The sequence below is a fragment of the Thioclava sp. PTB-PU3-1 genome, assembly GCF_055666785.1.
Genome location: NZ_JBVNVL010000009.1, coordinates 1 through 24,399, shown reverse-complemented (window position 1 = coordinate 24,399; position 24,399 = coordinate 1). Strand labels below are relative to the sequence as shown.

Here is a 24,399-nt window from a genome sequence, read left to right as displayed (position 1 = left end):
GATTTTCGGGGTGAGTTGCATAAAATTTGTGCACAAAAGCGTCATGTGAGCGCGGATTAGTCTCACACTGCAGTGAGAATCGCGCGTGGCGATTTCTCAAAAATCGTCTGCAATGACGGTCCAGATCGAAGGGCGCCCGGGTCCTGATGGCGACCGGAGTTTCGGATTGCGACCTGCTCCGTCGCAGCAGTTCCGGGGGTGAGACAGGACGTTCGCCTTTCCCGGGATCACGGACGCACGCAAATTCGTGAATACTTGCGAAATGACATAACCCGTGCAAACCTCGCACACACAGGGGGAGGAAAGAGAGTTTCCGCTTTTGAGGAGAAGCCGGAAGCTTGGCGTTCACGCCGACTCACGAAGCCGCGATTCGCTTGGAGGAGTGCTGTCGCGTGTTTTCGACCTCCCGCTCACTTCGATCCCGCATCTGTCGGGGTCGCAACCAAACGGGGAGGAACCATGAAAAATCTGACCACTCGCAGATATGCGTTACGCACTCTTGCCGCGGCGGGCGCTGCCAGCCTTGCTGCGCCGCATATCGCCTCGGCCCAAGCCAATGGCACGACTTGGAAGATCCAGACCTCGTGGCCGGGCGGCGTCGGTCTCCAGACCTTCAAGGACTGGTGCGCCACGATTCAGGAAAAGACCGGCGGCGAGCTGGCCTTCCAGCCCTTCGGCGCGAATGACGTCGTGGGCGACTTCCAGCTTTACGACGCGGTGAAGAACGGCGTGCTCGACGCGGTCAACCCGTTCACCATCTACGTGCAGGGCATCATCCCGGCGGGTGTGTTCCTGACGTCCTATCCGCTCGGTCTGCGCAACCCGCATGAATTCGACGTGTTCTATTACGGCCTCGGCGGGCTGGAGATGGCGCGCGAGCTTTATGCGGCGCAGGGCATGTATTTCGTGGGTCCGGTCCATCACGGCCCGAACATCATCCACTCGAAAGTGCCGATCCGCTCGATCGATGACTTCCGCGGTCGCAAGATGCGCCTTCCGGGCGGCATGGTCGCCGATGTCTTCGGCGAGATCGGCGCGGAGACCACCGTGCTTCCGGGCTCGGAGATCTTCCCGGCACTCGAGAAGGGCACGATCGACGTGGCCGACTATGTGGGCCCGGCGGTGAACTACGCGCTCGGCTTCAGCCAGGTGACCAGCTACATCTCGATGGGCCCGCCCGGCATGATGTCGCTCTACCAGCCGGTGGATATCATGGACATCACCGTCGGCATGGACGCGTGGAACAAGCTCAGCCCCGAGATGAAGCAGTTCGTCGAAATGGAGACCCATGTCTATTCCGACATGCATCACGCGGCGATCCAGAAGGCCGACCAGGAGGCCTGGGCCAAATTCGAGGCCGACGGCACCGAGGTCACGCGCCTCAGCCAGGACGATGTGGAGTTGATGACCGAAGTCGCCGTTCCGATCTGGTTCAAATATGCCAATCGCGACAAGGACAGCGCGCGGATCTTCAAGACCCAGCTCGATTACATGATGTCCGGCTCGCTCGGCTATGTGACGCCCGATCTGGTCGATGGTCTGGAACTGAAGCTCTGATTTGATCCGACAGACAGTGTGACGGGCCCGCCCTTTGGCGCGGGCCCGGTTCAACTGATGGCCGGGCATGACCCGGCAACAGGGGGTGGGCAATGCCCAGTATCGACTTTACTCTACCGCATTGGGCCTATTGGGCGGGGCTGATCCTCTTCCCGATCATTGCGGCCACGCTGGCCAACCGGCCACGCAAGACGGAGCGGCGTTATTCGCTCTCCTTGGGCTATTTCATTCTCGTGACCGGGGGGATGCTGGGACTGCATCGCTTCTACGTGAAAAGCCTGCTGGGCTTTCTCTTCATCCCGGTCTTCATCGCCATTCTCTACGCGAATGCGCAAGGCCACGACGCGCGCGGCACGGTTTCCGACATGTCGAACGTGGTGCGCATGGCCGAGCGCTCGCTGGAGCGCGAACAGGAACGCGTCGACACTGCAAAGGCCGATCTGCCCAAGCTGCGCGACGAACTGGCTGCCGCAAAGGAAGGCAGCTTCGCGCAGAAGCGCGCGCAGCGAAATGTCGATCGCGCCGAGAAGCGGGTCACGGATGGCGAGGCCGTGATCGAACAGGCGCAGGCCGATCTCGTCGAGGCGCGCCCGAAGAGGGACGCCGCAGCTGCCGTGCTCGCGAAATGGCGCAGCATTTCGAAATATGCCTTCTGGGTCCTGCTCGCAGGGATCGTCATCGATGCGCTTCTGCTTCCGATGCTGGTGCGGCGCGCGAATGCCGCGCTGCCCGAGCACGAGGAGGAAAGCGAGGTCGAGCGGCGCCTAGAAGCGCTCGAAGACGAGGAGATGAAAGACGACTCCCGTCATATCTCGTCGGGCTGGACTGGCTGGATCGACCGGCTCTCCCTCAAGGCTGGCGAATTCGTCAGCTATTGGGCGATCATCGCGGTCTTCGTCTACTATTTCGAGGTCATCAGCCGCTACGTCTTCAACAGCCCCACCAACTGGGCGCATGAGGCGATGTATCTGATGTTCGGGATGCAATACCTGATCTCGGGCGCCTATGCGATGCTGACCGAGAGCCATGTGCGTGTCGACATCTTCTACGCGCCGCTGTCGAAACCGCGCAAAGCGTGGGTCGATCTGCTCACTTCGGTCTTCTTCTTCATCTTCGCGGGCACATTGCTGGTGACGTCGTGGATCTTCGCGATGGACGCGATCGCAGTGCCCACGGGCAACGGGCTCATCTCGCAATGGGCGCGCGGCGAGATTCCGACCGGCGAGATGCTGGCAAACTGGAACTTCGCACAGTGGACCGACGCGAATGTCCGCTGGGGCGAGATCAGCTTCAATGAATGGGAGGTGCCTCTGTGGCCGATGAAATGGGTCATGGTGATCGGCGCTCTGCTGCTTGTTCTGCAGGGCATTTCGAAATTCGCACAAGATCTGCGGATCGTAATGGGCAGGGGCTGATAGATGGGACTTGAAATTGGAATTGAGTGGCTGACACTCATCATGTTCGGCTCGCTGGTCGTCCTGCTGATGGCAGGGCTTCCACTGGCCTTCGTCACGGGCGGTCTGGCCTGTGTCTTCCTGTTCGTGCTGGGCGACGAACGCGCGCTCAACATCGTGCCGAGCCGCATCTTCCCGCTGATGACGAACTATCAGCTCTCGGCGATCCCCTTGTTCATCTTCATGGCGTCAATGCTGGAGAGGGCAGGGATCATCAACGAGATGTTCGACGTCATCTACAAGGTGCTGGGCGGGGTGCGCGGCGGTCTCGCTGCGGCCACGATCATTGCCTCGACCGTGCTGGCTGCGATGGTGGGCGTGATCGGGGCGGCGGTGGTGACGATGGGGATCATCGCGCTGCCGGCGATGCTCGATCGCGGATATAACGCGAAGATCGCGATGGGCTCGATCATGGCGGGCGGCACGCTCGGCATCCTGATCCCGCCGTCGATCCTCGCGATCATCTACGCGGTGGTGGCCGAGCAATCGGTGGGCGAGCTGTTCATCGGCGCGGTCATTCCCGGCCTTCTCCTGTCGGGAATGTATGTGGCCTATGTGCTGATCCGCTGCGCGATCAACCCCGAGATGGGTCCGCCGATCCCGCCGGAAGAACGCATCACGGGGCGGGAGAAGATCCGCCTGATGAGCAATATGTCGGCGCCGATCTCGCTGATCGTGATCGTGCTGGGCGTGATCTTCACCGGTGTCGCGACGCCGGTGGAAGCGGCTGGCATCGGCACCTTTGGCGCGATCATCGTGGCGGCGATCCACCGCAAGCTCGACTGGCAGACGATCCGCGAGGCCGCGGTCACCACGCTCAAGGCCTCGGCGATGGTCATCTGGATCATGTTCGGCGCGACGATCTTTGTCGGGCTCTACGTGCTCGAAGGCGGTCAGCAATTCGTGCAGAACGCGCTGCAGGCGACCGGGCTCGGACCGTGGGGCATCCTGATCATCATGCAGCTCGTGCTGATCATACTCGGCATGTTCCTCGACTGGGTCGGCATTCTGCTGCTCTGCGTGCCGATCTTCGTGCCGATCGTGAAGGCGCTCGGGGCGGAGGCCTTCGGGCTGAGCGATCCCGACGATCTCGTGCTGTGGTTCGGGGTGCTCTACCTCGTGAACATGCAGATGAGCTTCCTGTCGCCGCCTTTCGGCTATGCGCTGTTCTATCTGCGCGGAGTGGCGCCGCCGGAAATCCCGATGGGCGACATCTTCCGCTCGGCGCTGCCGTTCCTAGCGCTTCAGGTGGTGGGCTTGCTGCTGTGCATGTTCTTCCCGGAGATCATCATCTGGCTGCCGAAACTGGTCTACGGTTGATCGCTCGCACCCGGACCGGAAGAAATGACAAGCCCCGCGCACTGCGCGGGGCTTTTTTTGCCTGTCGGTTCAGGTTCGTGCCGTCAGCCTCGGTAGGGCGCCCCGGGGTATCCTCACGCAGGAAAATCACCGTCTGCGAAAGTCTGCCACCAACTTTCGGATCTTGAGCGATACTTCTCCGGATCAATCTCCGTTGCGGCAACCGACCCGTCCAAGCCGTTGACTTTACCGCGGCTAATTGGCTTACCTGCAGTATTGAAAAGAACTGGAGTGCCTGCACATGCCGCAAACAGCGACGGCAAATATCCTGAACATCCTCGAATCCGATTTCTCCGGCGTCGTGGAGGAGTGGCTTGGCACTCAGGTGAAAGAGGGCGTGAAACGCTCTGACCTGTTCTCCGACTCCGAGAGCCGTGCGCAGAACCAGGAACTTCTGAAAGCCTTCACCAAAGGTGTCCGCGCGGGCGTCGTGAATGAAGAGTTCAGCCTGGACGACGACGAATGGGAAGACCTGCGCGCCGTCCTTGCAGATGTGAGCAAGGAACGCGTCGGGCGTGGTGTGACGCCGACCGAAATGGCGACTTTCGTTCTGGCCCTCAAAGCCCCGCTGTTCACACGGCTCGAGGCGATGACGGATATCGAAAGCGGCAAGCTCATCAGCGACGTGCTGATGGTGACGCGTCTCGTCGATGCCTTCGCGATCTACACCAACGAGATCTTCATCGGCGAGCGCGACCAGATCATAGAGCGCCAGCGCCAGGAAATGCTTGAACTCTCGACGCCGGTCGTCGAGCTTTGGGACCGCGTCCTCACGCTACCGCTGATCGGCACGCTGGATTCCGCCCGCGCGCAGGAGGTCATGGAGAACCTGCTGGAGACCATCCTCGAGCGGCAGGCCGAAGTGGTGATCATGGACATCACCGGTGTCGGCACGGTCGACACGCAGGTGGCGCAGCACCTTTTGCGGGCTGCGGCCGCCGTGCGCCTGATGGGTGCGGAATGCATCATCAGCGGCATCAGCCCGATGATCGCGCAGACCATGGTGCAGCTCGGCATCGACGTGGGCACGGTGTCCACCCGGTCCAGCATCCGCACGGCTCTGGCCGATGCCCTGCAGAAGGTCGGCTACGTCATCAAAACCAGCGAGGTTTCCTGACGTGTCGGGTGTGACGTCCATAAACCTGGTCGAGAACGCGCTTCTCGTCTCCATTCAGGACGACGTCACCGATACGGAAATCGTTGAGCTGCAGGACACGTTGTCGAACCGGATCGCCAAGGAAAACGTCAAAGGCGTGATCCTCGATATCAGTTCGCTGGAGATCGTCGATACCTTCGTCGGCCGCGTCATTGCCCAGCTCGCTGGCATTTCCAAGCTGCTGGCCGCGGAAACCTACGTTGTGGGAATGCGGCCCGCGGTTGCGGTGACCTTGGTGGAGCTGGGCATGTATCTGCCCGAGACCCGTACGGCGCTCAGCCTGACCCATGCACTCACTCAGTTGCGGCGTGCCTGATCCAAACGAAACATCCAGCAGACCCGCGGTTGCGGAGATAACGCTCGCGACCAGTCGCGATGTCGTCGCCGCGCGCCAGGCGGTCGCCCGAATTCTCAAGGAACGCGGGCTGTCGGCGGTGCGGATCACCCGGTTCGCGACGGCTGTGAGCGAAATCACCCGCAACGCCATCGTCCACGGTGGCGGCGGCAAGATTTCAATTTATCTCGACGGTCGTAACGAGTATCTGCGCGTCGAATGCCGGGACGAGGGACCGGGGATCGAAAATGTGACGCTGGCCATGTCCGAGGGCTATACGACCGCGGGCGGGCTCGGCAAAGGTCTTGGCGGTGCCAAACGCCTCTCACATGGGTTCGAGGTCCACTCAGCGCCCGGGAAAGGAACAACCGTTTCCATGAGCGTGAAGCTATGAACCAGTGGGTCGAAATTGATGATCGCAGCGCCGTGGCCGTCGTGCGGCGGCTTGCGCGACGTCATGGCGTCGAGATCGGTCTTCCCGAGACACGCGTCGGCGAACTCGCGATCGTGGCCACGGAGGCCGCGACGAACATCCTGCGCTACGCAGAGCGCGGTCGCGCCCTGATCGAACTCGTGCGGCAGCCCGGCGCCGATGTCATCAACATGATCTTCACCGATCGCGGGCCGGGGATCGCGGATATCGACCGGATGTTCCAAGACGGCGAAAGCTCCACCGATTCCGCCGGGCTCGGGCTCGGGGCGATCGTGCGCCTGTCGGATACCTTCGACATCTTCAGCTCGCCCGACACCGGAACGACGATCGTGTGCACTTTCGGCGGGCGACGCGACGGGGCTGATTGCGGCGTCGACGCGGTGGGGCTGCGCGTCTGCCACCCGAATGAAGTCACCTGCGGCGACGACTTTCAGATCCGGCAGACACCGCGGGCGACCGATGTGTTGCTCTGCGATGGCCTCGGGCATGGCCCAGCCGCCGCCGAAGCCGCCAGCGAAGTCATCGAGGCCGCCGGCGCTGCGGGCGGGCTCTCGTCCGAGCCGGGCAAACTGATGCGCCAGATCACCGAGCGGCTGGTCGGGCGGCGCGGCGCGGTGGCTGCGCTGATGCATATCGCCCAGCCGCAGATGGAGCTGCGCTACGCGGCGCTTGGCAATATCTCTTCCTTGCTGGTCGGCGCGAATGGCATTCGCCGGATGGCGGTGCGGGACGGCCGCATCGGTGGCGCGGCGACCCATGGCTACGAGGAAGTCGTGCAACTGGAGGCGGGGGACATGGTGATCCTGCATAGCGACGGTTTGAAAACCCTGCGGGAGGCGCATTTTCCGCCCGGACTGCTGAAGAAAAGCCCGCTCTTGATTGCCGGGTTTCTGCTGGATCGGGCCTTCCGCGGACGCGACGACGCCAGCATCGTCGTCTTGCGCATCAACCGGGAGCGCGAGCAGTGAAAACGACGAAGCTCACCACCGTGACCCTCGAGAAAAGCACCGACGTCGCCCGGTTGCGCGATGTCGCAATGACATTGACCAGCGTGCTGCAGTTCAGCTCCTTCGAGCGCACAAGGACCGTCACAGCCGTCGTCGAGCTTGGGCGCAACGCGATCGAGCATGGCCAGAAAGGCCGCGCGACCTTCTCGCTCACCGAGGCGAGCGGCAAACCGGCGCTCGGTCTTCTGGTGACCGATCAGGGGCGGGGCATCCCGAAGGAGCACCTTCAGCCCGATGGCGCACCGTCTTCCGCGACGGGGATGGGGCTGGGGCTTCGCGGCGTGCAGCGGATCGCCACGCGTTTCGATGTCCAGACCGGCCATGAGGGCACGCGCATCGATGCGGTTTTCCTATCCTCAGCCGTGTTGCCAGCGGGCGCCCAGCTCGTAGATCAGGCGACCGAGGCGCTCGACGCCCTCAGCGCTAAGGATCCGACGGCGGCCCTTAACGAGCAGAACCGCGAGCTGAGCGAGGAGATCACGGAACGCGACCTGCTGATGCAGGAGCTTCACCACCGCACGGGCAACAATCTGGCGCTCATCGCCGCGCTCATTCGCATGAGCAAGTCGCGGGCCAAACAGGACGAAACCCATCAGGTTCTGACCGAGCTCGAAGTCCGCGTCGGGGCGCTCTCCAAGGCCCACGAGTTGATGCAACGCGGAACCGACACCGGCAAGGTCGATCTGGCCGAGATGGCGGCGGAAGTCGCAAGGACCTCGGAGCGCGCCTTCAGCGGCGGAAGCCTCGACGCCAATATCGAGGTGAGCTGCGCAGAGCTGCAACTCGACAGCAAGCTTGCCATCGACATCGGGCTCATCATCGGCGAGCTCATCACCAATGCGTTCAAATATGCTTTTGTCGGCAGGGATAGCGGGACCATCCGCGTCCAAGTCTCCGGCGATGTGCAAAGCGGTATTGCCTTGGTGGTGTCCGACAACGGCATCGGCTTGCCTTCGGATGCGGAGCGGCCGGAGCGGTCGAATTCTCTGGGTTGGCGATTGATCCGAACGCTGACCTTCCAGCACGACGCGACCCTGACCGTGGATGGCACCGATGGGCTGCGCGTGTGCATCGAGTTCCCCGCGCAGGCCTGACAGTCGCGGCATGGCGCAGGGACGCGCGCGGTGCAGAAGGGTGCACGGCGAAGGACGCAGGAGCATGAGCCGCGCAGGGGTGGCCCGAGGGTCCGATTAAAGACGCATTTTTAGGGATTGCGCACTTTCAGAGTGTTGATGTGTCGATCAACAAAGGAAAGTGGCGGAGAGACAGGGAGCCATTTCGGGCTAATGTGCCAAACTTAGATCCTATATATATCAGATAGTTGGGTGGAGAAATGTCCCTCGTGGCTCATTTTTCTGCACAATTTGCTGCTCAACTTGCTGCACAATTTGCTGCTCTTATTGATAACTTGTTGAAGTTGGTGACACGCTCTTTGGAAAGGTTTCACGTTCGATCGAAACGCTGAGCTTTTGTGTCGATTGGTAGAGGGTAAGTGGGCAAGCGTGCATTTACGAACAGGAAGTTGCGGGCTGCTAGGATCGGGGGGGGGGCTTCGCTGCACCGCGCATGAATTGCCGTGGATCGAAGATAACTGTCCTTCGCAGGGACGTAGCAGGGCTTCGGCTGCGAGCAGAAGCGGACGCACATTTCATAACTCAGACCTTTTAGCTTCCTTACGCCTCGGTCAAAAAATTAGGCGTGTGTCAGAAGGCCGAACCGGATGGCGGCTGTTCCAAATTGCTTGATGCTGGACCTTGATCAGATGGTCGGGCATCTTGATACGAGTGATATGAACGTGACGGTACAGTACGTTTATTCTTATTGATTAGGGATTAATTTGAGTGGGGCATCATGCAGTCTGAGAGTGCGGCGATTGAGCTGAGATCAATCAGCAGGCTACTCGTTGATGAAGACGGCTCCCCTGCGAGCTACTGGATACCCGCGTACCAGCGTGGATATCGCTGGGACCGACTACAGGTTACCCAACTTCTTGATGATATTTGGGGTTTTATCCAAGCCAGTGAGGAGAAACCCCGAACATCCTTTTACTGTCTGCAGCCATTGGTTGTACGGAAGTTGGATGACGGGCGATACGAGGTCGTGGATGGGCAGCAGCGGTTGACAACCCTCTTTATCCTGCTGTCCCACCGCAGTGAAATCCTCACACTACTTGGCAAACAACGCTTCTCCATTGACTACGAGACGCGCGACCGTGCCTTTCTCGATGAAATTGATCTCGAGCGATCCAACGAGAACGTAGATTTTTACCACATTTGCCAAGCTTGGCGAGCGATTGAGGAATGGCTTGTCGGCCGAGATCAAATGCATGCCCTAAAGCTGCTGCAGCATCTGCTCAACGATGATGAGGCCGGTCGGAACGTGAAGGTTATCTGGTACGAGCTGGCACCCAATGACGACCCGGTCGCGGCTTTTACCCGACTGAACATAGGCAAGATACCGCTCACCGAGGCTGAACTGATCCGCGCCTTGTTTTTGCGCCGCGCCGCCCAGGACGATGCCACCGGCAATCTCTCATTACGAATTGCTTACGAGTGGGATCAGATCGAAAAACGGCTGCAGGATAATGCAGTCTGGTACTTCCTGCAGAACGCTGACCTCGATGACGCAAACCGGATCAGCCTTATCTTTTGTCTCGCTGCCAGGATGGAAGGCCATGCGTTGAACAGGGAAGACTACGCGGTGTTTTCCCATTTTTCAGACCTGTTGAGCGCAGAACCAAGTGCCGAGATCGAATGGCGCAAAGTGAAGGAAATATTCATGGCGCTGGAGGAATGGTACGAAGACCGGTACCTCTTCCACGTCCTCGGTTTTGTTCTGAATCAAACCGGTGGTGGTATTTCTACGATTAGCGAACTTCTCGCAGATAGCCGGGCACTTAGCAAACGCGATTTTTCCGAACGTCTTCGCGATCGAGTCTATCGGTTGGTCCTTGGAAGTGGTCGATCGGCCGCTTCCGCGGATGAACTTGACGAAGAGATCACCAATCTCTGCCGTACAGTCGACTACGCAAATGCACCCAAGGTGCGGAGCTTGCTCCTTTTGTTCAATTTGGCAACGCTGCTTGAAAATCCGCGATCAAACATCCGTTTTCAGTTCGATAGTTTCAAGCGAGAGTCTTGGGATATTGAACACATACGCTCAGTGAGCGACGAACGGCCTTCACGCCCCCGAGAGCAGGAAGAATGGCTGCGCCACTGCTTAAAATTCCTGGACACTGCCAAGGAAGACGATGAGCAAGCGCTTGCAAAAAGTATTAAAGCCTACCTCGACCCAGATTCTGATCCTGGGAGCCAGGCTAGTTTCGAGGAAGTCGACGGCAAGATTCTATCGTTCTTTAGCGAGTCGACGGACGGCCCTGACCACGACCTCGCAAACCTGACACTGCTGGATTCGAGGACAAACCGCGGCTATCGAAATGCGGTCTTTGCGGTAAAGCGCAGCATTTTGCTGGAAAACGACAGGTCCGGGATTTTCGTCCCTCTCTGCACTCGGAACGTCTTCCTAAAATGCTACAGCTGCACGGTTGGCAATGTCATGTTTTGGACCAAACAAGACGGACAAGACTACCTAGATGCGATCAGTGAAACGCTGACGCGATTCTTCCTTGGGCAAGCAGGGACAAGCCGATGACTTCGCGAACCACCTTCGGCAAGCTGATCGAACGTCACGGACGTGTCGAGATCCCTGTCATCCAACGAGACTACGCGCAAGGGCGGGCGGACCAGCACATCGTCCGAGACGATTTCCTCAAATCACTTTATGATGCGCTATGCCTGCCTAGAGAAGACCCGACACTGCCCCTCGATCTCGACTTTGTCTACGGAAGCGTAGTAAACGACTCCTTCCAACCGCTAGACGGTCAACAGCGGCTCACGACTTTGTTTCTGCTGCACTGGTATCTCGCTTGGGTCGACGGCTGCAGCGAAGATTTCCGCAGTCGGATCGTCACATCAGGACGGTCCCGCTTTAGCTACGAAGTGCGTCCCAGTAGTCGAGATTTCATCAACGCCCTTGCTAACTATGTGCCGGATATCTCAGCCGGGGAATGCCAAGCGCTTGCAGAGATGATAACTGATCAGCCTTGGTACTTTCGCAGTTGGCGGTTCGATCCAACGGTTCGTGCTGCGCTATCAATGTTGGAGAAGATGCACGAGGTCTTCCAGCAAACCTCAGGCCTTTATGACCGATTGATCGACGAAACGGCCCCCGCGATCACATTCCAACTTCTTGATCTTAAGCAGTTTGAGCTCTCTGATGATCTGTACATCAAGATGAATGCGCGTGGGAAACCGCTAACTCCATTCGAGACATTCAAGGCACGCTTCGAAAGGCATCTGGAACTCCAGTTCAAGGAGGCTCCACCGGACCTCTGCAACGGGACGCCACTCGCAGACTTCTTTTCTCATCGGATCGATACGCGATGGTCCGATTTTTTTTGGCCGTTTCGTAATAAGAAAACTGCCACATTCGACGGCGCCATGATGAATCTAATTCGGGCAGTGATCATGGTGACGAGGGATCCCGAAGCTGCTGCGACCTCAGCTGATTTGGCCGACCTTCGCTCCATGGTACACGCTAGCAGCTATACGTGGTTTCACGACAGGGGATGGTTGGATCAGGAGCTGATCTTGGCGCTGATCACCCTTCTGGAGCGGTGGAGCGCGGGGCCCGAAACGTTTTGCTGCTATCTACCCCATACGCGGCATCTCAATGAGCAGGCTTTGTTTCAGGACCTACTCACCAAGCCGACCAGCCTTACCTTCCAACAGCTTGCTCAGCTTGCCGGTTACACCCAGTTCCTTGTCCATTCGCCCGGAGAGCTTGATTCCACGGCTTTTGATGCATGGATGCGGGTCGTTTCCAACCTCGCGACCAACACCGATTACAATCGCGCCGAAGACCTGCGTCGGAGCTTTGCGGGTATCCAGGACCTCAAGCCATGGATGAACGAGATCCTAAACCATCTCGCTAGTTCGGACGGCGACGTGAGAGGGTTCTCCCGCGAGCAGGTCGCAGAAGAGCGGATCAAAGCTCGTCTCATCAGTTTCGGCGGCGGCTGGCCAGAACGGCTCGATCGGGCAGAACAGCATACCTATTTTCGGGGGCAAATTGGGTTCTTGCTACGGTGCTGCGGCTTGAATCTTGGTGAGGTAGGTGCCGAGCTTGAGCGCCTTGAGACAGCTACCGCAAACGAACTGGTGGAACCGTTTGAACATTACCTAGCATGCGCCTCAAAGATGTTCGACGACCTTGTAAAAGATCCGACTGGATCTGGTCGGCTCTGGGAGCGCGCACTTCTCGCGGTCGGAGATTTCCTGCCGGATGTCGGCAGAAATCGATCGTTGCTGACCACGTCATCCGACGAGGCTTGGGGGTGGAAGAGACTGCTTCGTAATGCAGCTGCAGGCGGTCGACCAAGCTATGTTCTAAAAGCCCTCTGGGACCATATCGCGGACCAAGGTACATATCAGTCTCATCTTCGCGACGTTATCGAAGCTGGATCGGAAATCGATCCGTGGCGTGAGGCGATCCTCGCAACACCGTCGGTCTACGATTACGGCAGTTACAGAATGATGCGCTTTTCAGACGATGGGGGTATCTACCTTCTCAGAAAAACGCAGATGAACGGGAGGCATGCGGAACTTTTCACCTTCTGTCTGTGCGACAGCTTAGCGTCTAACCTGATGCCCTACGGCTTTTCAACAACCTATTACGAATCGACGTCCACGGATGACGAGCCCGGACTTTGTTTCATAAGAGACTTCAGGGGGCTGACGTTGACTTTCTATCTGACTTTGTATCAAGCGCCTGATCAATATGAACTCTATTTACACGAGCCAAAGAAGGCAAAGGGTGAGCTACGCGAAGTTCTCGAGGAATTGGGATTTGAAAAGGATGAGGAGAATTTTTGGACGAAGATTGGAGAGATTCGCGATCTGAAATCTCAAGTCCTTAAGTTGGCTGAATGGCTTAAAGAAAAAGATTGAAAGGCGCGAATCTCTGTCAGGAATGAAAATATTTGGAATTGGTATCCTTTCACCCGGTGAGGCTCACGCATCAGCAGTATGAAAAGGATTGCGCCTGGTCGACACCACATCGGGCCAGCACTCGTTGTCCCAAAGGGCGGGCAATTTTGGGCGCCGATTGGGGGTCAAGATTGCGGGCCGATTGACAGCCTACGGCTTGATCGCCGGAGATAGGTGTATGTAAGAAATTATTCCTATTCAGCTTTCCAATCAATTGAATGTTGCCGCGGCCACGCCCGGATCGGGCCTAAGTCAGTACTCCCAAGGGTTTCGCCCGGACCCTCCGTGAGCTAACATATGAAGCATCGCGAGAAATAGCGAGTTGGAGATTGGAACTCTCTTATTTATTATGTGCCTCTGCAAGGCGTTGAACTTGTAACCTTAATTTTTCAATATGATCTTCACACGATAGCCGTCTATCGCTGATTTCATCGGGCCTACCCGGTAACGCGCCAGAGGCAGTGAGAAAAATTACGAGCCGATATAGGGTGGACGGATGTGCTAGCACCTCTTGATCATCGCCGAAGATAATCTCTTTTCCGCCAAATATATCCCTAGCCTTGGCGACACCGTTTAGGGCAAAGTTTAGAGCCTGCGTTTCGGTTAAGATACATATCAGCCCCTCCATATCGCGACGAGAGTTGCCACCAATGAGGCTTCTATAAAAATGACGAAATCCCTGCTCCGTCAGTGAAAGGCTGCAGTATCCAAAGAGAGAGTAGTTCAGGTAGTTTGCTTCATAGAAAACAGAAATAACATTAAAGCAGTTCACAACAGACTTTATCTTCTCCCAGTTCTTGGAAACTATCTTTTGGTCCAAACTGCCAAGTGGAAATATTTCTTCACACAGCATGCGCTGAAACCAGCTACCCATCACTTCCCAGGGGCCGTGTCGCATGTCTTCAAGAGATAATTGCTCCTCGCAAGTCACGCTCATCGAGTTTGAAGCATATCCAGTGCTCGAAGACCGAAGCACACATAGAAGCTGCCCATCTGAAAGCTGTATTAATGTGTGTAGGCATAAGGAGCTTGCATGTCTTTGCTTCTCAGGTAATAACGTACCGTTTTCGGTAATAAACCTAGGGTTTTTCCTGATTTCCCTCTGAACAGCACTAGTTGAATTGTAATCAGTGGGCTGAACGGAAAGGATCAAAGATCCGTCGCTGTCCAAGAAGTTTACTGGGGTTTCAATCAAGCTATACTTCGTGTTGTTTTGTTCCTGAACCTCCGCCTGTCTATTGTTTGAGATCTGCCTATGATTAAACTTCGTAGCTTGCCGATTTCTGATATACACTTCAGTCGATCCATCTTCTCGCAAGCACCTCCAGCCGCTGATTGACAAGTCGGAATAAAGCCTTGCCGTTCGGGCGATTTCAACGATTTCCCCACAAACAACATGGTCCCCCATAGAAAAGCCATCTCTTTCCATTGCCTCTCTAGCCAAGGGGCCAGGGCGGCACGCCTGCGACAACGGGAGTTGCGAAGGGCGAGTATTTCGAATTGAATCAATAAATATAGAAAATGCGACGCAGCTGACCACAACGAGGCACACGACAAATAAAATGGATGCCACCAGAAGCATTGGATCACTTGACATCGCGGAAACCAGAAAGGTCGGAGTGTGTTTCGAGATTTCAGAAATTAGACCTTTTTCTAATTCAGATAAAGTTCCCGAAAACACCCCCGCCTTTATCAGGCTATTTAGCGAGAAGCTTCCGGTAGATAGCAATGCAAGCCCTATAATCTTTATTAAAGTTTTTCTTTTTCTCGCTTTTTCCTTAAGTTCAATCCAATCAATGCACTTTTTTAGAATTTCCATTTTCGCTACTTTATCTTTATTCAGGTCGACCCAAGTCAAGTAATTTTTTAAAGCAACTTGCTAAACTGTGGGGAGAAGATCAAGGTGTTTCCCGTAGGCTAAGGACTCATAATCGGAAGAGCACGGTAGCGGCCAACGCGATGGCAGAGAGAAAGACCTTCGGGCATCTGTCGTAGCGGGTCGCCACGCGTTGCCAATCCTTAAGCTTGCCGGACATTATCTCGATCCGGTTGCGACGTTTGTATCGGCGCTTGTCGTCTTTGACGCGGACCTTGCGCGCCTTGCGACTAGGGATGCAGGCCCTTATCCCCTTGTCCTGCAGGGCCTCTCGGAACCAGTCCGCATCGTGACTTCGATCAGCGAACAGCCCCTTTGCGGCGGGCAGGTCACCGAGAGGGGCCGCCGCGCCGGTGTTCTTCCCGGTTTACACTGCCGAAGAACATACAGAGAATATGCGTCTAAAACCAGAGATGCCGTGCCGACCGCACCGTTCACCTGAGCACGGGACCGCCCCAGAAAGCGGCCCATCGCGCACAGCGCTCCCCAGCAAAAACGCCATCGACGAATGGATCAGAGACTTGCTAATGAATGGCCTCGGATAGACTAGCATCGGCAGTCCGCCTTGGGATAGAGGCGCCCACCGGCCACCTAGTGAACGACAAGAAGGACCCAAGATGTCGAACTCCGATTATGAACCCGCCGATCTGGCTCAAATCGAAGAATTCCTGCGACAATATCCACGAAATCCATCCGAACTTCCCTTGCCCGGCGGTTGCAGCGCTATTGTCATAAGCGCCGCGCGCTACCATGACCTAATTGAGACCGAGCAGGAATTTGCACGCCAAGTCTGCGGCACGTCCGATGATCTGTCGGAGGAAGACATTCTCGCGGCCCTGATAGAACAGAACGCACGCCTCTCCTTGGACTAATCTCGTTTAGGAGAAAGGAGATGCATATGTGCAAACCCGACCAGTTTAAGCCTGTCGCAAAAGCGCTCAGCGCACTTCAAGATCACAGTCAAGAGCCGCTTCGCTTTGACATCACTCTCGATAGCGGCAAAGAGGTCTCAATCATGGATAGAGAGCAATACGAGAGCTTGAGGAACGCTGCTATCGAGCTCTCTACACTTAAGAAACAAGGCCGCATCACGACGGAACCGTCGATGACTGATGAAGATCATGCCCTGCTCGCAAGACTGATGCGCGTGACCTAGGCACAATCATGATCCGAAAAGGTTACTGCGGTCGTTTCTGGTGACTCAATCGTCACGACAGCTGGCGGCACCCCGAGTCGACTAGAACATCAAAAATACCACCGAACTCTTTCGGCTTCCGGGTGCCGTCCGACTCCTCGCCAACTGGGACGTAGATCACTGTCTCGGCACGCCCGCGGGTCAGCAGAACCCGGTAAAGGTCAATAACGACCTATCCGCTAATGAGACCGCGGCGCGTGCGTAACCGCATCAAGGCCACGGCCCGCGAGCCGATCAACAGGCCGGATACATATGAGGTTTTCTGAAAACGTGTCAATTTCTCAATTGCGAACAGCAGCCGACACATACATCTGGGCCGGAAGTTACTTCGCGCGCTGCATGAGGCCGTCGCGGATGGTTTGGATTTCGTCTTCCAGGTGTTTGCCGCGGTAAACAAACGAGGTTTCGTGCCGGGCGTATTGCCCTTTCCGATCCGCACTCAACCAATTGAACGATCCGGCGCAAAGGAGTTCCTTGTCGACCGTCACAATCTTGCTGTGCAGCTTTGGAACCTTGTGCATCGCTACGCCGAGTTCCGCAAGCTTGTGCTCGACGGCTTCCATCTGGCTTAGCCCGCCCGCTGCAGGGCCGGTGTTCAGCAACGGGTCGGAAAAGACCTCGATGTCGGCTCCACGTTGGCGTGCCGTCGCCATGGCATCCAGCAGCCCAGTCCTCTCGATGGTTCCGGCAACGACCCAAGGGCTGACGATCATATATCTCTTACCTTCGCCTTTAAGAGCTTCCAGCAAGAAAGCGTCATGCTCCGCGGCCTGCTGTAGCATCTCGATCCCTGCTTCGCCTCGTGCCAGGTCTTCACGGGGTTCCATGGCAAAATCCAAAGATTTGCTTTTTGCGGTCAGGAATTCGGACAACAAGGCACGAGGCGAACCGCTACGGGCCGTGGCGAGAACATCCATGTCGCCAAAGACGAGGCAGCTGTCCTTGGCGCGCGAGACGGTCACGTTCAGCATGCTGGGCGAGGCGTCGATGAACCCTCCGTCGGCGTGTTTTGAATAGACGGGCGAGAAGATCACCACGGGCCGTTCAGCCCCTTGCAGCGCGTGTACAGTGCCGATTGTCATACCTTCACGTCCCGAGACGGTGATGCCACGCGCGGCGCACGCGTCGCGGATGGCGCGCACTTGCTGACCAAAAGGAGTGACGACTCCGACCACCTGCTCCAGTGGGCGGCCGTAGCGACCTTCGAGCAAGGCGCGGCTATCCTCCAGCCATGCGGCGATGGTGCGGGCCTCAACGGGGTTGGCGCGGCTTCCGCCACTTGTGAAAGCACGACCCTCAACATGCAGATAGCCAAGGGCAGGAAGCGGCGCATCCGCCGGTGCCACGCCACGCATCGGGCGCAGTTTACCCTTGTAGCACAGGGCGTTACTGAACCCGATGATTTCGTCATAGCAACGGCGGTGTTCGAACAGGTAGAGCCCGCGGTCCAGTTCAGGCCAGGGGGAGATCTTGCAAGCCTGTTGAGCGAGGCGCATGGCGCTGCCGGTTGTCGACCGAATCCCACTGACGGTGAGTTCGTCCAGCACCTCCTCACCATCGGTCAATCCGCTGTCTTTCAGATTGCCGATATCGACCGGACCGGGCACCGCTGAGATCGGCTCGATCTGCTGCGTGTCGCCGATGACCAACGCCCGTTTGGCCAAGGCAAAAGAGGCGCCGGCAACCTCGGGAAGGACCTGCCCGGCCTCGTCGACGATAAGGAGGTCGATGAAGTTGTACAGACTTTCCCTCGCGAATTTGCCGCCCTGGTATCGGCTGCAGGAAAGTTTCCCAGGCAGGCTGGCGAAAGTGGCCACGGCGCAAGGTGTCAGCATCATGCGGCGCTTCCAGCGCGGCTCGACCGCCTTTCGCCCGGTCTTTTCGTGTGACGTGGTGATCGTGCCGAGATCGGCCTCCATCGCCATGAGCCAACGTCCTTCCCAATAGTGCGTCGCGAGCAGGAAGAGGTCGAAACGCGTCCCGATGTCCGCCTGCTTTTCCAGTTCGTTCAGGTCCTCCGAATCTCCGAAGCTTTGCGCAGCCTTGCGCCACTCCAATTCGCTTGCCACCATCTGTTCCCTCAGACTTTCGGCGCGGGACAGGCTCTGTTCGGCGATCGATAGGGCCTTCTTGCGATCTCTCAAGGCAGACGTGACACGCGTTTCGATATCCTCGACGCAGGTCACGTCCTGCACCAGGTCCAGATCCCCCCCAATGGCCAGTCGCGCCCGCAAGCCGCGCTTGCGCTTGACCGAGGACAAGAAACCGAACGTGCTAATGAGCCAGGATTCCGAGGCGAGATACTGAGTGAGTGCCGTCTGTGCCTCCGTCAATCGATCGGCTTCTTTGCGGTTGACGGTGACTGTATCTGCGCGGCGCGCCTGCTCTGCTTCCGGATCTTCGCCGAGTTCCGACAAGAGGGCGGCAGCGCAGGATTGGCGGCGGTCCAATGCCATATCGAGGTTTCGGAGTTTATTGACCTTATCGATAATTCTTTGCCGGAGCCTTTCGACAAACCCGGTGACATCCGCCCCCTCGGTCTCCGGAAAGGCGTTTCTCGCGGCCTCCAGCCACGCGGCTTTCGCGCGGTCGACGTAGGCGACAGTCTCGCATTTCGCCTGAAAGGCCTCCGTCTGGTAGCGCTGCGCGGCTTCCATACGCCGGAAATGCGACGGCAGGAACATCCCGTAGCTCATGATGTCCGGCAGCCAGCGCCCCGCGAATGCACCCTCGCTCGTGGCAAAATCCTTACCGAAGGCGTCGATGATGTTGGTGACCGCCTGGTTGTTGGAAGATGCCGCCACGATCACCGGCGGGTTACCACCGTCGAGCGCGGCTTTCACCCATAGCCCCGCCACGGCCGAGAGCAGCATGGTTGTCTTTCCGGTCCCGGGCGGCCCGTTTACCGCGATCACCTCGCCAGGTTCCGCGGCATCGAGCCATGCCAGCACCTGCCGCTGGTGTTCGGCCAGCGGAAAATGCGGGTTCGAATGTCCAAGACGCCGAGCGTACGCCTGCTCGATGGACACATCCGGTTCCTTTTGGGACCTGACAGGGCAGCCGATCTGGTGCAAAAGCGGCGTATCCGGTTCTTGAGCCAGCAGGCTGTCATAGAGATCCAACATCCCTCGCACCGTTGCATCGGCCCCTTCAGACACTTCGATGAAGCCGTTCCCGGTCGGCAGGTATTCGGTTTCCCTCGAGGGCCAACCCGGCGAAAGCGCGTCGACCATCTGCCGGCAATGCTGGCGATAGTCTTGCCAGCCGTCGGCGGTCGTCGTTTCTGGCAAGGGGGTCGTCGTCAGGAATTCATCAAGCGCCTCCACCGATCCGAGGGCAAACGCACCTCGGGGCAAGGGTGTCAGCAGATCGCGCGCTATGGCATTGCGCGTCGGCACGAGTCGTCCTGCCCGATCCACAAAGCCCTCCGTGACCACCGGGGCGACAATCTCCGGCATGCCGTCGGCGCGCGAGGCAACATGCGAGCCCCTCCGTGCAGTCACCAAGGGCCAAAAGCGAACCGATACGGTGCCCGCGCCGTCCATGCCACGGAACAGCGCCTGCACAAGCTGATTTGGCACGCATCCTGTCTTAAGCGCCTCGTTCGGCAGTTCCATGAAGCGCTTTCGGTCCGCGGCCCGAAACGTTCCTTCTCCGAGTGCGCCATCTGCAAGCGATGTCCGCCAATACCGAAGGACGTTGGAAAGGGATGCAGACATGACGAAGCGCCTCGTTACAATTGCTCAGATAGAAAACTGAGCCGTTGCCTAAGCTTGCCCATAGTTTCCCTGATTATTGGCCTTTCGGGAAAAGGAGGACAAGTACTGGTCTCACCAGCGAGGAACAGCCGTGTTCCATATCAGACAAAGATTGTTCACCAGAGGTCCGGGCGACAGGTCGGCGGGGTGGCAACGTAAGGTTCCGGGGGAGGGGGCAGCCTCGGCGATGGCGATTGCTGCGAAGGTCCGGTGTGGGCCGTTCGCGACGGGTCCGGTGGTCTGGGCGGAGAGCGGACATTCGCTGCACCCGAGGCGAATGGCGGCTATCCGGACTGAAGCTACCGTTGCTGATACATAGGGGTGTGTGCAGATTTGCGTACAGCCTGGGGTGTTTCTTGTCGTTCAGAACAAGTCCTCGGTCTTCAAAATATGGCACGCTTCACTATATCTTCACCGATATGCAGTAGTTGGAGGATGCAAGCTTTGTCAGAACCGCGAACACCGTTCGTTAGTGGAAGGCTGCAGGATGCGGTGGCCAAGTCCTTCATGGAAGAAATCGCGGATTTGGTGCGGCGCCAACAGGGAGTCTACCTAGATCCAAGCAACACGATGACGTTCCAGCACGGACAGCGTTGGGTGTCTCCTGCGAACGACTTGGGTGACAAGTCAGGCGAGATGGAGCAGCATAGCGTGGAAAGCACGCTTGCCTTAGCGGACATAGTCAAAGGCAACCCAGCTCTCACCTTCAAACACACCAATGAAATTGCCCGTGCGATGAACTCGTCCGTTGAAAAGATGATCTTTTCCAAGATGAATGAGGTGACCCAAAAGACTGGGAATGTGGTTAACGCCGCGGACCACAACAGCCAGCTCGAAGCATTTGCTGCATCGCTTGAGCGCATTGAGATGTCGGTTGATGACGAAGGGAACCTTAACCTCCCAACATTCTTCATTCACCCCAGCCAACAAGAGAAGCTCATGAAGGAGATTGAAGCAGCGCCGCCTGAGCTGCACGAGCGAATTGAAGGGATAAAGGCCAAGAAGCTGGAGGAGGCTACACAAAAAGAAGCGGACCGCAAAGGGCGCTTTGAAAGGCGAGAGGGATGAGCAAGAGAGTTTGTATCTGCGTTGGAGTGACCAACCACACTGACCCGCGGCTTGGACAGCTAAATGGCGCTGAGTTTGATGCCAAGTCTATGTTTGCGGCGCTCACTGATCCCTCACGTGGTGAACACGATCCAGATCAGTCTGTCCTACTGCTTGATCCGACGAGGCAACAAATCTCGCAAAAGATTGCAGACCTGGCCTATGGCGGTGACGTTGATACGTTCACCTTCTTTTTTGCGGGTCATGGCGGCGTTAGCAACGAGGCCTATGCGCTATGTGGAACTGACGCCAACTGTGATCGCTTCATGGCGACCGCGCTTCCAATAACAGAAGTTTTCCAAATACTTAACGATGCACAACCAAGGCACAGCAACATTATTCTTGACGCGTGCCAAGCTGCGGGCATGGTCGCAGACCTTGGAAGCCTTCTACGGCCATCGCAGCTAGGTAAAGCGCAGAGCGCAAGCATATCAATCTTTGCCGCAAGCGCAGCAGACCGTCCTGCGGGCGAGACAGACGCTGGAGGTATTGGAACAACTTATCTGCTTAGTTGCATTGACGGGACCAAAGACTGCAAGGTCTCAAAGGAGTACTTGAGCCTAGATGACATGGGCGCTGCCATGTAAGCGTTTTGCCGATCCCCTACGCGGCGATGCTTGACGGGATCTGGTAGTTCCAGGGCATGAGTGCGTCGATGCGGCTTTTGGGATGCCCATCGAGCAAGGCGCGCAAGGTGTCGGAGAGGTAGCTGACCGGATCGACGTCGCACATCTTGCAGTTTGCGATCAGGCTCGCGAGCAATGCCCAGTTCTCTGCTCCGACCTCGTGCCCCGCGAAGAGCGCGTTTTTCCGTGTCAGAGCGATCTTCCTGATCTGGTTCTCGACCGGGTTGGTATCCAGCTCCAGACGGCCGTCTTCAAGGAAACGCGTGAGGCTGGGCCAGCGCGCCAGAGTGTAACGGATGTCCTCGGCCAACTTGGATGAACGCGGGATGCGCGAGAGCTGTGCCTCGAGCCAGGGACGGAAAGCGGCGATGACCGGTGCCGAGAGGTCGCGCCGGGCAGCAAGTCGGGCGTCTGGAGCAAAGCCGCGCACGGATTTTTCGACGGCATAGAGCTCGGCGATCTGGCGCAGAGCTTCCTCGGCAATCGGCGACCCATCTTTTTCCAGACGCTTCACGAACCGCCGACGCGCATGCGTCCAGCAATGGACGAGCGTCCATGGGCCTTCAGGCCGGTCGACCTTGGTGAGCTTGTCATAGGCTTCATAGCCGTCGCATTGCACGAACCGCCCGCGATAGCCCTCAAGGAATCGAAGTGCATGCACGGCACCGCGGCCGGGCGCGTAGTGGAACATCACCACGGGAGGGTCTGCGCCACCGTGCCCCCGATCATCGGCAACGATGGCCCAGAAGTAACCGGTCTTCGTCTTCCGTCGCCCGGGGTCGAGCACCGGTGCTCTTGTTTCGTCCATGAAGATCCGGTCCGCACCTTTCAGCCGCTCCTTCAGGTGATCGGCGATCGGACGCAGGTGGAAACAGGCGCGTCCCACCCAGTTGCCGAGCGTGGCCCGGTCCAGGGTGATCCCCTGCCGGGTATAGATTTCGGCCTGCCTGTAGAAGGGAAGATGATCGCCGAACTTGGCCACCATGACCTGCGCGATCAGGGCCTCTGTGGGCAACCCGCCGGGCACGACATGTTCCGGGGCGTGGGCCTGCGCTACCGTGCCGGAGCAGCGCCGGCAGGCATATTTGGGCCGGCGGGTGACAAGCACGCGGAGCTGGGCCGGAACCACGTCGAGCCGCTCGGAAACGTCCTCGCCGATCCTGGCCATCTCGCCGCAACCGCAGGGGCAGAGGGTGCTTTCGGGTTCGATGATCCGTTCGATCCGGGGCAGATGTTTTGGAAGGTGACCCCGGTTTCGGTTCGGCCTGCCGCTCTCGGCAGCGCCTTGTCCCTTCAGGGCGCGTCGCGCCTTCTCCTGCGCCGCCTCCAGCACACCCTGCGCCAGTTCAACATCTTCGAGCGGCAAATTGAACTGCTCCGGATCGAGCTTCTCGGATCTCCGCCCGAACTTCTCCCGCCGCAGTTCGCTGACGATGCTTTCCAGTCGTCGCTGCGACTCGACCGCATCGACAAGCGCCGCCTCGGTCTCGGCGAGGCGGGCTTTCAGAAGTGCGTTTTCTTCGGCCAGAGCGGTGTCGGTCATGACTGCGATCAAGCACACGGGGCGGCGCCCTGCCACCGACAAATCATCCCCGAGTCATTCTGCCGCAGCTCCTACCCCGCCAAGTCTGGTCGCCGCACACGCTCGGGGCGAACAAGCCGCCAGTCGAGCCCTTCGAACAATGCCGAGAACTGTGCTGGCGATATCTTGATCACACCCTCCTGCGCCTTGGGCCAGACGAATTTCGCACCTTCCAGGCGCTTGTGGATCAGCACGATGCCGGTCTGGTCCCAGACCAGCACCTTGATGCGGTCCGCGCGCTTGGCGCGGAATACAAAGGCCGCGCCGCTGAACGGATCGAGATCCATCGCCTCCTGAACCAACAGCGCCAGACCATCCATGCCCTTTCGGAAATCGGTCGGACGCGTGGCCACATAGACGCGCAGCCCACCAGCCGGCGAGATCATTGCGATGCCGCCCGGATCGCGCGGATTATCCGGGTTAATTGCGCGTCGTCGATATCCGGCGGCACATGCAGGGTCACACCGTCGACCACCATCTCGATCCTGCCGGGTTTGATCGCACTGCCGCACCCTTTCGGGATGGATGCAGGCCGAGCCGGCTTCGGCTCCACGACAAGCGCCGCGAACATCGGTTCGTCAGTTGCCCCAGCGGGCAGAGCCAGCGCCCCGGCCATCAACTTCTTGCGCCAATCGTAGACCTGCCAGCGGGTCACGTCATGTCGCCGTGCGACATCCGCCACCTTCGCTCCGGGCGCCATGCTTTCCGCCGCGATCCGAGCCCGTTCCGCCTCGCTCCGCATTCGCCGGCCCGACCGGCCCTCGTAAATCTCGATCCTGCCCGCGTAGCCATCCGCTGAGCTGCCTAAAGAGCCGTCCATTTTGCCGTCCTCTCCTATGCCTCATCTCGGCACAGGACTCCCACAGATGATCCCAGAGCGGCAGGAGGGGGGCGGCAAAGCGCTTACG

Annotated in this window: 19 protein-coding genes and 1 pseudogene; 14 read left to right on the top strand and 6 right to left on the bottom strand. The window is 58.2% G+C overall.

Translation table 11 applies throughout. The features are described 5' to 3' along the window. Positions 1-459: 459 nt before the first annotated feature. The 10 genes from dctP (at position 460) to ACZ7GB_RS18295 (ending at position 13,308) form a co-directional block, all read left to right on the top strand. Complete coding sequence (gene dctP / locus ACZ7GB_RS18340) at positions 460-1,557, top strand: TRAP transporter substrate-binding protein DctP (RefSeq protein ID WP_472159880.1); 1,098 nt, start codon at positions 460-462, stop codon at positions 1,555-1,557. A gap of 92 nt (positions 1,558-1,649) precedes the next feature. Next, positions 1,650-2,972, top strand: coding sequence for a TRAP transporter small permease subunit (locus ACZ7GB_RS18335; RefSeq protein WP_472159878.1), 1,323 nt, complete (start codon positions 1,650-1,652; stop codon positions 2,970-2,972). Positions 2,973-2,975: 3 nt separating this feature from the next. Continuing rightward, entirely contained in the window at positions 2,976-4,331 is a 1,356-nt protein-coding gene (locus tag ACZ7GB_RS18330; protein WP_078572209.1) for a TRAP transporter large permease, read from the top strand. A gap of 280 nt (positions 4,332-4,611) precedes the next feature. Continuing rightward, complete coding sequence (locus ACZ7GB_RS18325) at positions 4,612-5,487, top strand: STAS domain-containing protein (RefSeq protein WP_078523189.1); 876 nt, start codon at positions 4,612-4,614, stop codon at positions 5,485-5,487. A gap of 10 nt (positions 5,488-5,497) precedes the next feature. Then, on the top strand, positions 5,498-5,842 hold the full coding sequence (locus tag ACZ7GB_RS18320; protein WP_232621759.1) for an STAS domain-containing protein: 345 nt from the start codon (positions 5,498-5,500) through the stop codon (positions 5,840-5,842). Further along, positions 5,835-6,254, top strand: a complete 420-nt coding sequence (locus ACZ7GB_RS18315) for an ATP-binding protein (protein ID WP_246832064.1) — start codon at positions 5,835-5,837, stop codon at positions 6,252-6,254. The genes ACZ7GB_RS18320 and ACZ7GB_RS18315 overlap by 8 nt, the downstream gene beginning before the upstream one ends. Next, a complete protein-coding gene (locus ACZ7GB_RS18310; RefSeq protein WP_152845338.1) occupies positions 6,251-7,261 on the top strand; it encodes an ATP-binding SpoIIE family protein phosphatase in 1,011 nt (336 codons plus the stop codon). Before ACZ7GB_RS18315 ends, ACZ7GB_RS18310 begins: the two co-directional genes overlap by 4 nt. Continuing rightward, on the top strand, positions 7,258-8,394 hold the full coding sequence (locus ACZ7GB_RS18305; RefSeq protein ID WP_472159877.1) for an ATP-binding protein: 1,137 nt from the start codon (positions 7,258-7,260) through the stop codon (positions 8,392-8,394). The genes ACZ7GB_RS18310 and ACZ7GB_RS18305 overlap by 4 nt, the downstream gene beginning before the upstream one ends. A gap of 757 nt (positions 8,395-9,151) precedes the next feature. Next, complete coding sequence (locus ACZ7GB_RS18300) at positions 9,152-10,951, top strand: DUF262 domain-containing protein (RefSeq protein ID WP_472159876.1); 1,800 nt, start codon at positions 9,152-9,154, stop codon at positions 10,949-10,951. Further along, a complete protein-coding gene (locus tag ACZ7GB_RS18295) occupies positions 10,948-13,308 on the top strand; it encodes a DUF262 domain-containing protein (RefSeq protein WP_472159875.1) in 2,361 nt (786 codons plus the stop codon). The genes ACZ7GB_RS18300 and ACZ7GB_RS18295 overlap by 4 nt, the downstream gene beginning before the upstream one ends. A 379-nt stretch (positions 13,309-13,687) precedes the next feature. On the opposite strand, the gene ACZ7GB_RS18290 is transcribed toward ACZ7GB_RS18295, so the two are convergent. Further along, a complete protein-coding gene (locus ACZ7GB_RS18290; protein WP_472159874.1) occupies positions 13,688-15,205 on the bottom strand; it encodes a hypothetical protein in 1,518 nt (505 codons plus the stop codon). Positions 15,206-15,272: 67 nt separating this feature from the next. Then, positions 15,273-15,578: pseudogene (locus ACZ7GB_RS18285) on the bottom strand (transposase); the annotation flags it as partial. A gap of 262 nt (positions 15,579-15,840) precedes the next feature. Between ACZ7GB_RS18285 and ACZ7GB_RS18280 the strand changes: the two are divergent. Together ACZ7GB_RS18280 and ACZ7GB_RS18275 are read left to right on the top strand one after the other, a co-directional pair. Then, complete coding sequence (locus tag ACZ7GB_RS18280) at positions 15,841-16,095, top strand: hypothetical protein (protein WP_472159873.1); 255 nt, start codon at positions 15,841-15,843, stop codon at positions 16,093-16,095. A gap of 26 nt (positions 16,096-16,121) precedes the next feature. Continuing rightward, positions 16,122-16,379 carry a hypothetical protein gene (locus ACZ7GB_RS18275; RefSeq protein ID WP_472159872.1) on the top strand — a complete coding sequence of 86 codons (258 nt, stop codon included), beginning with the start codon at positions 16,122-16,124 and terminating at the stop codon, positions 16,377-16,379. Between the two features lie 362 nt (positions 16,380-16,741). Here ACZ7GB_RS18275 and ACZ7GB_RS18270 read toward each other — a convergent pair whose 3' ends face one another. Then, positions 16,742-20,035, bottom strand: a complete 3,294-nt coding sequence (locus ACZ7GB_RS18270; protein ID WP_472159870.1) for an AAA domain-containing protein — start codon at positions 20,033-20,035, stop codon at positions 16,742-16,744. A gap of 633 nt (positions 20,036-20,668) precedes the next feature. Between ACZ7GB_RS18270 and ACZ7GB_RS18265 the strand changes: the two genes are divergently transcribed. Continuing rightward, positions 20,669-21,244 carry a hypothetical protein gene (locus ACZ7GB_RS18265; protein WP_472159869.1) on the top strand — a complete coding sequence of 192 codons (576 nt, stop codon included), beginning with the start codon at positions 20,669-20,671 and terminating at the stop codon, positions 21,242-21,244. Beyond that, positions 21,241-21,870: a caspase family protein gene (locus ACZ7GB_RS18260; RefSeq protein WP_472159867.1), complete on the top strand. Its 630-nt coding sequence runs from the start codon at positions 21,241-21,243 to the stop codon at positions 21,868-21,870. The genes ACZ7GB_RS18265 and ACZ7GB_RS18260 overlap by 4 nt, the downstream gene beginning before the upstream one ends. Before the next feature lie 16 nt (positions 21,871-21,886). On the opposite strand, the gene tnpC is transcribed toward ACZ7GB_RS18260, so the two are convergent. The 3 genes from tnpC to tnpA form a co-directional block, all read right to left on the bottom strand. Beyond that, a complete protein-coding gene (gene tnpC, locus ACZ7GB_RS18255; RefSeq protein ID WP_472158831.1) occupies positions 21,887-23,452 on the bottom strand; it encodes an IS66 family transposase in 1,566 nt (521 codons plus the stop codon). 71 nt (positions 23,453-23,523) lie between these two features. Then, a complete protein-coding gene (gene tnpB / locus ACZ7GB_RS18250; RefSeq protein WP_472158832.1) occupies positions 23,524-23,877 on the bottom strand; it encodes an IS66 family insertion sequence element accessory protein TnpB in 354 nt (117 codons plus the stop codon). Further along, the gene (gene tnpA / locus ACZ7GB_RS18245; RefSeq protein WP_472158834.1) at positions 23,874-24,311 is read right to left on the bottom strand and encodes an IS66-like element accessory protein TnpA; all 438 of its coding nucleotides are present in this window, start codon (positions 24,309-24,311) and stop codon (positions 23,874-23,876) included. Before tnpA ends, tnpB begins: the two co-directional genes overlap by 4 nt. Between the last annotated feature and the right edge of the window lie 88 nt (positions 24,312-24,399).